We start from the raw sequence: 8868 nt of genomic DNA on the forward strand, positions 1-8868 counted from the left end.
TCTCGCGGCGTTGGGGAGCCCTCTCGCGACGGTATCCAAGGCTTCATCCAATTGCCCTGTTCGCAGGTCCAACCTGGGCTTCCAGGGCCGATGCCCGCGTTCCAAGGCGAAACTTTTTTCAAGATTTCCCCTTGAACACCCCCAGGAGCATCCCATATCAGCCCCGTGATCGGCTCCCCAAGGGAGGGATCATCGGGGGACGGCGCCCTTGGGTCGTTCCGGAGGAAACGCGGTCAAACCGGTTTCGCTCCTTGAACAGACTCCCTGGCCGGCTCCCGTTTCATCGGGATGTGACCTTGGATGGTGCATCCGCTTCTCATGTCGCTCGATTGGAGGATATGATTATGCGCACGTTTGATCTGACCCCGCTGCATCGTTTCGCCATCGGCTTTGACAACGTCAGCCGGCTTCTGGATGCGGCCTCCCGCCTGGACGAACAGGCGGTTTCCTACCCCCCCTACAACATCGAAAAGACCGGCGAGACCGAGTACCGCATCACCATGGCGGTTGCCGGCTTCGGCGAGGATGACCTGTCGGTGACCACCCAGGAAAACACCCTGGTCATCGCCGGCCGCCTGGACCGCACCGAGGAACCCCCCGCGCGGTTCTTGCATCGCGGCATCGCCGGCCGTGCCTTCGAACGCAAGTTCGAACTTGCCGATCATATCAAGGTTGTGGGGGCCACCCTGGTGAACGGCTTGCTCCACGTGGACCTGGTGCGCGAGGTGCCCGAGGAGAAGCAGCCCCGGCAGATTGCCATCACCCGGGCGTCCGCGCCGTCGAAGGCCCTCGAAAACAAGACCATCGAGACCCAGGCGGCGTAAGGCGACGTGCAACGCGTCGTTTGAACGCGGGGGGGCGCCTGCCCCCCCGCTGGTTTTTTAAACCCGTTGTTCAGATCCCCAGGTAGGCGGCCCGCACCCGGTCGTCCTTCACCAGGTCGGACGCGGCGCCTTCAAGGGTGATCACCCCGTTTTCAAGCACGTAGGCGCGATCGGCGACCGACAGGGCCACGGCCGCGTTTTGCTCGACCAGCACCACGGTCAGGCCACGCCGGGCCAGGCCGGCGATCACGTCGAAAATCTCGTCGATCAGCGCCGGGGCCAGCCCCATCGAGGGTTCGTCGAGCAACAGGCACACGGGGCGTGCCATCAGGGCCCGCGCCAGCGCCAGCATCTGCTGCTGCCCGCCCGACAGCCCCCCGGCCGGCAGCCTTCGCTTTTCGCCCAGCACCGGAAACATCTGGTAGGCCTCGGCCAGTCCCTCGGCGACATGCGTGCGATCGGTGGCCCAGGCCCCCAGGCGCAGGTTGTCTTCCACCGTCAGGTCGCAAAAAATCTGCCGCCCCTCGGGCACGTGGGCCAGCCCCAGGCCGACCCGGCGCCACGCCGGCACCCGGGCCAGGGCACGGCCGCGAAACCACGCCTCGCCGCCGCAAACCGGCTGCACGCCGGCCAGGGCCCGCATCAAGGTGGTTTTGCCCGCGCCATTGGCCCCGACCAGGGCCACGGTTTCGCCCTCGCGCACCACCAGATCGATGCCATGCAGCACTTCAATGCGTCCGTAGGCCGAGCGCAGGGCGCGGGTTTCCAACATCACCGGCACGAGGCGGCCCCCTTTTCGCTTTCGTCCTGGCCGTGACGCCCCAGATAGGCGGCGATCACCGTGGGGTCGCGGCCGATGACCTCGGGCGCCCCTTCCGCGATTTTCACCCCCCGGTCCAAGACCAGGATGTGCTTTGAAAGGCGCATCACCAGCTTCATGTCGTGCTCAACCAGCAAAATCCCGATCCCGGCCGCCGCCAGCTCCACGATCAGGGCGTCGATATCGTTGGTCTCGACCGCGTTGCACCCGGCCGCCGGCTCATCGAGCAGCAGCAAGCGGGGTTCAGCGGCCAGCGCGCGCCCGATTTCCAGGCGCTTGAGCAGGCCATAGGACAAGGCCGAGGCGGGGCGGGTCGCCCAGCGGGCCAGATCCAGGCGGTCGAGCAGCGCCATCGCGCGGTCCCGGGTGGCGCGGGTCTGGCGCCGCGAGGCAGGCAGCCCCAGCAGGTCGGAAAGCCAGCCGCTTTTCTCGCCCAGGTGACAGCCGGCCATCACGTTTTCCAGCACCGTCATCTGCTGGAACACCTGGAGGTTCTGGAAGGTGCGCGACAGGCCGCGCCGGGCCAGGGCCTCGGGGGGCAGACCCGTGACCTTTTCGCCGTTCAGACGCACGCATCCCGACGACGGGCGGTACAGGCCCGAGATCATATTGAAAAGCGTGGTCTTGCCCGCGCCGTTGGGGCCGATGATCGACACGATCTCGCCCGCCTCGACCTTGAACGACACATCGGTGACGGCGGCCAGCCCGCCAAAGTGAATCGACAGGCCCTCGACATCCAGCAGACTCATGGCCGGGCCCTCCGTCCGCGCCACGCCGTCCACGCCCCCACCAGCCCCGGCACCACGCCCTGGCGCAGGAAGATCATCATGACCATCATGATCAGCCCCAGCATGGTCATTTCGTATTCCTGGAAAACCGTCAGGGTCTGGGGCAGCACCGTGAGCACGGTGGCGCCAACCACGCCGCCCAGCACGCTGCCCGCGCCGCCCAGCACAACCATCGTCACCAGCTCGATCGAGTGCATGAATCCGGCCATGGCCGGATTGACGAAGCCATTGAACAGCGCCATCAGCGATCCGGCGACCGAGGCATACACCGCCGAAATCGCGAACGCGCGCCCCTTGGCCCGGGCCACGTCGATGCCGATCACCCGTGCCGCCACCTCGCTGTCGTGCAAGGCGCGCAAGGCGCGCCCGCTGGCACTCTCGCGCAAGGAGAGCGCCATCCACGCCCCCGCCAGCAGCACGAGGCCCGACAGCGCGTACCACGCCTGAGCGGGAGAAAGCGGCACCCCCCAGGCCCGCAGCCACGCGCGCAAGGGCAAGGTGGGGGCACTCATGCCATCGGGGCCGCCGGTCCACTGGCCTTCGTTGGTCAACACCATGGCGATCAGGATGCCCAGGCCCAGGGTTGCCACCGCCAGATAATGGCTTTTCAAGCGCAGGATCGGCCGGCCCACGGCCAGGGCCAGCCCGCCCGCGAGCCCGGCCCCCAGGGCCACGCACAAACCGGGCGCCAGGCCGAAATGCGAGGTTCCCACCGCGCAGGCATAGGCGCCAATCCCGAAGAACCCGGCATGCCCCAGGCTGACCTGGCCCGCGTAGCCGGTGAGGATCACCAGGCCGGTCACGGTCAGGGCATTGAGGAACACCAAGGTGCCGACCCGGTAGTAATAGCCACTGGGAAACAAAAGCGGCGCCAGCGCGATCAGGACCGCGAGCAGCACAAGAACGCGCGCGCGCGGGTCCGCCAGCCACGAAGGAACCCTCATCACACGCGCTCCACGTCCTTGGGACCAAACAGGCCCCGGGGCATCAGCACCAGGACCACCAGGATCACCAGGAACGCGGTGGCTTCCTTGTAGGCCGACGACAGGTACCCGGCGGTGAAGGCCTCGATCAGGCCCAACCCCAAGCCGCCCACGATCGCGCCCACCGGAATGCCCATGCCCCCCAGCATGGCGGCGGCAAAGCCCTTGAGCGCCACCGACACGCCCATGTCGGCGGTGGTCATGGTCAGGGGCGTGATCAACACCCCGGCCACGGCGCCAATCGCCGCCGACAGGCCGAAGGCCAGCAGCAGCACCGCGTGCGTGTTGATGCCGACAAGCTGCGCGGCCAGCTTGTTGCTGGCGGTGGCCAGCACCGCCTTGCCGGGCAAGGTGTGGGCCAGGAAACGGTGCAGCGCCACAAAGACCACGGCGGCGCCCCCCAGCACCCACAGGCTTTGGGGCATCAAGGTGGCGCCCCCGATCGTGATCGGGGTTTCGCCGGAAAAGGCGGGGAAGCGGTGGATCTGCTTGTCGAACACGCTTTGGGCGGTGCCGCGCAGGAACAAGGACGCCCCCATGGTGATGATGATGATCGACACCACCGAGGCCGATCCGGCCGGGGCAATGGCCAGCCGGTAAAGCGCCACCCCCACCAGGGCGGTGACGCCGATGGCAACCCCGGCTGCCACCGCCAGGGGCAGGCCGGCCTGGGCCGCGAACACGGTGATCATGCCGCCCAGCATGACAAACTCGCCCTGGGCGAAGTTCACCACGCCAGAAGCGTTGTGAATCAGGGTAAAGCCCAGGGCAACCAGGGCATACACGGCGCCAACCGTCAGCCCCGAGAACAGGAATTGCAGGAATTCAGCCATCACCGGTCCTTCGGCGGCGCGAGGCGGATCAACACGCACCGCCCCCGCCGGGTCCGGCGAAGGCGGGCGCGACGCGGGGGATTACTGGACCAGCGTCCAGTCGCCGTCCTTGATTTCCAGAAGGCGGAACGCGGTTTCATCCAGGCCCATGTGGTCGGCGGGCGTGAAGGTGACCCGCCCGGCGGTGCCCATGAAATCCCTGGTTTGCTCCAAGGCGTCGCGAATCCGGGCCGGATCGGTGGAGCCCGCCCGTTCGATGGCGGCGATCAACAGCTTGTAGGCATCGAAGGCATGGCCGCCAAAGGTGGAAACCGGCTGACCGGTCGCGGTTTCGTAGGCGGTCTTGTAGCCCAGGACCACGGGCTTTTGCGGGTCGTCGTCGGGCAGCTTCTCGGCCACCAGCAAGGCGGCCGCCGGCAGGCGCACCCCTTCGGCGGCCGGCCCGGCCAGTTCGATGAACGACTTCGAGGCCACGCCGTGGGACTGGTACAATGGCACCTCCAGGCCCACCTGGCGGAAGTTGCGCGTGACGATCGCGGGACCTTGGCCCATGCCGGCATTCAGCACCGCTTGCAAGCCGGGCGCGTTCTTCAGGTTGGTGAGCTGGGGCGTCATGTCGGAGTCCTGGGGACCGTAGGTTTCGTTGCCCACGATCTCGATGCCATGCGCCCCGGCCACCGCCAGGCACTGCTCTTGCATCGACTTGCCAAAGCCGTCGGTGCCCGCGATCACGCCCACCTTGGTGAAGCCCCGCGCCCGCATGTCGGTGAAGATCTTTTCGCAGGCCATGCGATCGGTGTGCGGGGTCTTGAACACCCACGTCTTCACCGGATCAATGATGACCACGGCCCCGGCCAGCGACACGAACGGAATCCCGGCCTGCTCGAACAACGGCACCACGGCCATGGTCGATCCGGTGGTCGAGCCGCCGATCACCGCCACCACCTGATCATCGTCGATGAGGCGGGTGGCGAAGGTGCGCGCCTTGTCGGGGTTGCCCGAATCGTCGTAGCGGATCAGCTTCACCTTTTCGCCCCGGATGCCCCCGGCGGCGTTGGTCTCGGCCACCAGCATGTCGAGGGTGCGCGCCTCGGGCTCGCCCAGAAAGGCGGCCGGGCCGGTTTCGGCCAGGGTGGCGCCGATCAGGATGTCGGCCCGGGCCGGCTGGGCCAGGGTCAGGCCCGCGAGGCCCGCGAGGCCCGCGAGGCCCGCGAGGCCTGCGAGGCCCGCGAAACCCGCGAGGCCCGCGAAACCCGTCCGAACGGCGCCCGCGCGCCGGCGCGCCCGGGACGGACGCGACGCAATCGTGGTCATGGAACCAATCCTCCCCTGATGGACGCCGCCTTTTGTCCGGTCGTCCGTTTGAAACCCCCTGGTCGTCCGGCGGCCGCGAGGGCCCTTGTGGGCTTCTTGGCGCCGCCGGAAGGGGCGCATGATAGAAAGCCGGCCCCGCTCCCACAAGAGGCGCGCGGTATCGCGCCACTGTTGCAGAAGGATTGCGGGGCGGCGGGCTTTGGGCTAAGGGATCCTGCCGACCCTGATTCGCCCCCACGACCAGGGAAGCGCGGGCGGCAGCAGAACGGATTGTCCCCCCGTTCAGGGGACCACGGGAGAGCAGCCGATGAATGCAGTGACCGACACGGAGACCCGGCGTCTCCTGTCTGGCAATGAAGCCGTCGCCCAAGCGGTGTGGGAAGCCGGTGTCACCCTGGCAAGCGCCTACCCCGGAACACCCTCCACCGAAATCCTGGAGGTCCTGGGCACCTATCCCGACGTCACCGCCCAGTGGGGCGTTAACGAAAAGGTGGCCCTGGAAGTGGCCATTGGCGCGGCGCTGGCCGGCACGCGGGCCTTTTGCGCCATGAAGCACGTGGGGATGAATGTCGCCGCCGACGCCCTGATGAGCCAGACCCTGGCCGGGGTCAACGGCGGGCTGGTGATCGCCGTCGCCGACGACGTGGGCCTGTCGTCCAGCCAGAACGAACAAGACAGCCGCTACTGGGGCCGCTTCGCCCACCTGCCGGTGCTGGAACCCGCCGACGCCCAGGAAGCCCATGCCTTTACCCTGGCCGCGTTCGAGCTGTCCGAGCGGTTCCTGGTTCCCGTTTTGCTGCGCCTGACCACCCGCGTGTGCCACGTGAAGACGCTGGTCGAGATCGGACAGCGCCAGACGATCGAACCGCGCGGCTTCATTCGCGATTCCCGGCGCTGGGTGATGCTGCCCGGCAATGCGCGGCCGATGATCCCGGCCCAGTTCAAGCGCGACGACGCCCTGCGCGCCGAGGCCGAAACCTCGCCGCTGACCACCGAATGGAAGGGCACGAACGCCCGCATCGGGGTGGTGGCCAGCGGTCCCGCCGCCCTGTCGGCCCGCGAGGCCCTGCCCGACGCCCCCCTGCTCAAGCTGGGCTTCAGCCATCCCCTGCCCGTGGAGCGCATCAAGGCCTTCGCCGCCGGGGTCGAGACCGTGCTGGTGGTCGAGGAAACCGAGCCCCTGGTGGAACAGGAACTGCGCGCCGCCGGCATGGCCGTGACCGGCAAGGACATCCTGCCCCGCAACGGCGAGCTGTCGGTGGCCGTGCTGCGCCAGGCCGGCGCCACCGTGCGCGGGGAAACCCTGCCCGTGCCGGCCGCGACGACGGCCCCCGCCGACGTGTTCCCGCGCCCGCCCACCATGTGCCCGGGCTGCCCGCACCTGTCGCCGTTCTACTGCCTGTCGCGGCTGCGCAACTCGGTGTTGGTCAGCGGCGACATCGGTTGCTACACCCTGGGCGCCGGGCAGCCCTGGAACGCCATGGATACCTGCACCTGCATGGGCGCCTCGCTCACCCTCGCCAATGGCCTCGCGCTCGCCAAGCACGGCGACGACGCCAACAAGGCCGTGGTCGCGGTGATCGGCGATTCCACCTTCTTGCACATGGGCATGCAAGGCCTGCTCAACCTTGTCTACAACCGCGCCAACGTCACCGTCATGATCCTGGATAACCGGTCGGTCGGCATGACCGGCGGCCAGGAGCATCCGGGCACCGGGCGCGATCTGTACGGCAACGACGCGCCGCGCGTGGATCTGGAAGCCCTGGTCAAGGCGCTGGGCGTGAAGCCCGAGCGGGTGCACGTCGCCGATCCCTACCAGCTGCCCGAGTTGTTCAAGCTGATCCGCACCGAAATCCAGGTGCCCGACGTGTCGGTGATCCTCACCAACCAGCCGTGCGTGCTGACCGACCGCCACAAGGCCCACCCGGCCCTGATGGTCGACGAGGACAAGTGCACGGGCTGCGGCAACTGCCTGGCCGTGGGCTGCCCGGCCATCCAGGTGGTGCGCCGGGGCGAACGCGTGACCGCCAGCGGCGAGGTCAAGGCCCTGTCGTTCGTGCGCATCGACAGCGCCTTCTGCACGGGCTGCAACGCCTGTGTCGGGCCGTGCGGACCCAAGTGCATCGTTCCCCAAGGCCCGGCCGAGACCGCCGGGCAGGCCGTTGGAGGCTGACCCCGATGAGTGCATCCGCAAGCGCGACCGCCCGCCAGACCGACGAACCGGCCCTTTCCCCGGCCCTGGCACCGGTCACGAATATTTTGCTGTGTGGCATTGGCGGGCAAGGGGTGCTGACGGCGGCGGAACTGCTGGCGGCGGCGGCCGTGGTCGAAGGCTTCGACGTCAAGAAAACCGAGGTCGCCGGCATGGCCCAGCGCGGCGGGGTGGTCACCTCGCACGTGCGCATGGGCGGCCGCGTGCTGGCGCCCGCCATTCCGCCCGGCGAGGCCGACGTGCTGATCGGTTTTGAAGCCGCCGAGGCCCTGCGCGCCGTCACCCAGGTGCGCAAAGGCGCGGCGCTGGTGGTCAGCGATCTGCAAATCCGCCCGCCCGTGGTCCACCAGGGGCTGTTCACCTACCCCGACGACCCGATCGGCGCCTTGCGCGCCCAGGGCTGGAAGGTCCGCGTCGTGCCCGCCCGCGCCATCGCCGAGCGCCTGGGCACGTTGAAGCTGATGAACACGGTCATGCTGGGCGCGGTCAGCGACCTGTTGCCCGTGCCCGCCGACGTGCTGCGCGCCCAGGTGGTGGAAGCCTTCCGCGTTCGCAAGCCGGCCCTGGCCGAGCTCAACGGCCGCGCCTTCGACGAAGGCCGCGCCCTGCCCCACTGACAGAGGCCCCCGGCAGCCCGGGACTCACGGCCTTCGGCAGCCCGGGACTCACGGCCTTCGGCAGCCCGGAACTCACGGCCTTCGGCCGTCGGGGCTGCCGCCCGAACCCGCCCGGGGCGATGCCCCGGCCCCCCTTTTCTTTCATCGAAGACGAGGAAAGGGGGGCCGGGAGCGCCAGCCCCTTACGCCGCGCGCACGTCGCGCAGGAAACGGGTGACCACCTCCTTGAGCGCCTCGGCCTCGTGAGCCAGGGACTGGGCCGAACTCAGCACCTGCCCGGCGGCCGAGCCGGTTTCGTTGGTGGCCTGATTGACCCCCGACAGGTGCACCGAGACCATCCGGGTGCTTTCGGCGGTCTGCTGAACGCTCCGCGCGATTTCCGACGTCGCCGCCGACTGCTCCTCCACCGCCGAGGCAATGCTTGCGGCGATCTGGTTGATTTCGTCGATCCGCTTGACGATGGCGCTGATCGCCCCC

8 protein-coding genes and 1 pseudogene are annotated in these 8868 nt (G+C 68.6%); 3 read left to right on the plus strand and 6 right to left on the minus strand.

What is annotated here, in order from left to right:
• Positions 1-344: 344 nt before the first annotated feature.
• Positions 345-824 (plus strand): Hsp20 family protein, encoded by a 480-nt coding sequence (locus ROR02_RS15325; protein ID WP_147164917.1) that lies wholly within the window; start codon positions 345-347, stop codon positions 822-824.
• Positions 825-894: 70 nt separating this feature from the next.
• Here ROR02_RS15325 and ROR02_RS15330 read toward each other — a convergent pair whose 3' ends face one another.
• From ROR02_RS15330 to ROR02_RS15350, 5 genes are all read right to left on the minus strand, one after another.
• Positions 895-1596, minus strand: coding sequence for an ABC transporter ATP-binding protein (locus ROR02_RS15330; protein ID WP_147164924.1), 702 nt, complete (start codon positions 1594-1596; stop codon positions 895-897).
• Positions 1596-2393: an ABC transporter ATP-binding protein gene (locus ROR02_RS15335; protein ID WP_147164918.1), complete on the minus strand. Its 798-nt coding sequence runs from the start codon at positions 2391-2393 to the stop codon at positions 1596-1598. The genes ROR02_RS15330 and ROR02_RS15335 overlap by 1 nt, the downstream gene beginning before the upstream one ends.
• Positions 2390-3376: a branched-chain amino acid ABC transporter permease gene (locus ROR02_RS15340; protein ID WP_147164919.1), complete on the minus strand. Its 987-nt coding sequence runs from the start codon at positions 3374-3376 to the stop codon at positions 2390-2392. The genes ROR02_RS15335 and ROR02_RS15340 overlap by 4 nt, the downstream gene beginning before the upstream one ends.
• On the minus strand, positions 3376-4248 hold the full coding sequence (locus tag ROR02_RS15345) for a branched-chain amino acid ABC transporter permease (RefSeq protein ID WP_147164920.1): 873 nt from the start codon (positions 4246-4248) through the stop codon (positions 3376-3378). Before ROR02_RS15345 ends, ROR02_RS15340 begins: the two co-directional genes overlap by 1 nt.
• Positions 4249-4329: 81 nt before the next feature.
• The gene (locus ROR02_RS15350; RefSeq protein WP_147164921.1) at positions 4330-5562 is read right to left on the minus strand and encodes an ABC transporter substrate-binding protein; all 1233 of its coding nucleotides are present in this window, start codon (positions 5560-5562) and stop codon (positions 4330-4332) included.
• Between the two features lie 307 nt (positions 5563-5869).
• On the opposite strand from ROR02_RS15350, the gene ROR02_RS15355 reads away from it, so the two are divergent.
• A complete protein-coding gene (locus ROR02_RS15355) occupies positions 5870-7735 on the plus strand; it encodes a thiamine pyrophosphate-dependent enzyme (protein WP_147164922.1) in 1866 nt (621 codons plus the stop codon).
• A gap of 5 nt (positions 7736-7740) precedes the next feature.
• A complete protein-coding gene (locus ROR02_RS15360) occupies positions 7741-8391 on the plus strand; it encodes an indolepyruvate oxidoreductase subunit beta (RefSeq protein ID WP_147164923.1) in 651 nt (216 codons plus the stop codon).
• A 182-nt stretch (positions 8392-8573) separates the two neighbouring features.
• Here the strand turns inward: ROR02_RS15360 and ROR02_RS16690 are convergent.
• Positions 8574-8868 (minus strand): annotated as a pseudogene (locus ROR02_RS16690) (methyl-accepting chemotaxis protein); the annotation flags it as partial.

It is taken from the genome of Pararhodospirillum oryzae (genome assembly GCF_007992075.1).
GTDB classification, from domain to species: Bacteria; Pseudomonadota; Alphaproteobacteria; order Rhodospirillales; family Rhodospirillaceae; genus Pararhodospirillum; species Pararhodospirillum oryzae.

What these genes read in the sequence shown, in the direction of transcription:
- ROR02_RS15325 (WP_147164917.1), top strand. Translation starts at nt 345, where the DNA reads ATGCGCACGTTTGATCTGACCCCGCTGCATCGTTTCGCCATCGGCTTT.
- ROR02_RS15330 (WP_147164924.1), bottom strand. Translation starts at nt 1,596, where the DNA reads ATGTTGGAAACCCGCGCCCTGCGCTCGGCCTACGGACGCATTGAAGTG.
- ROR02_RS15335 (WP_147164918.1), bottom strand. Translation starts at nt 2,393, where the DNA reads ATGAGTCTGCTGGATGTCGAGGGCCTGTCGATTCACTTTGGCGGGCTG.
- ROR02_RS15340 (WP_147164919.1), bottom strand. Translation starts at nt 3,376, where the DNA reads ATGAGGGTTCCTTCGTGGCTGGCGGACCCGCGCGCGCGCGTTCTTGTG.
- ROR02_RS15345 (WP_147164920.1), bottom strand. Translation starts at nt 4,248, where the DNA reads ATGGCTGAATTCCTGCAATTCCTGTTCTCGGGGCTGACGGTTGGCGCC.
- ROR02_RS15350 (WP_147164921.1), bottom strand. Translation starts at nt 5,562, where the DNA reads ATGACCACGATTGCGTCGCGTCCGTCCCGGGCGCGCCGGCGCGCGGGC.
- ROR02_RS15355 (WP_147164922.1), top strand. Translation starts at nt 5,870, where the DNA reads ATGAATGCAGTGACCGACACGGAGACCCGGCGTCTCCTGTCTGGCAAT.
- ROR02_RS15360 (WP_147164923.1), top strand. Translation starts at nt 7,741, where the DNA reads ATGAGTGCATCCGCAAGCGCGACCGCCCGCCAGACCGACGAACCGGCC.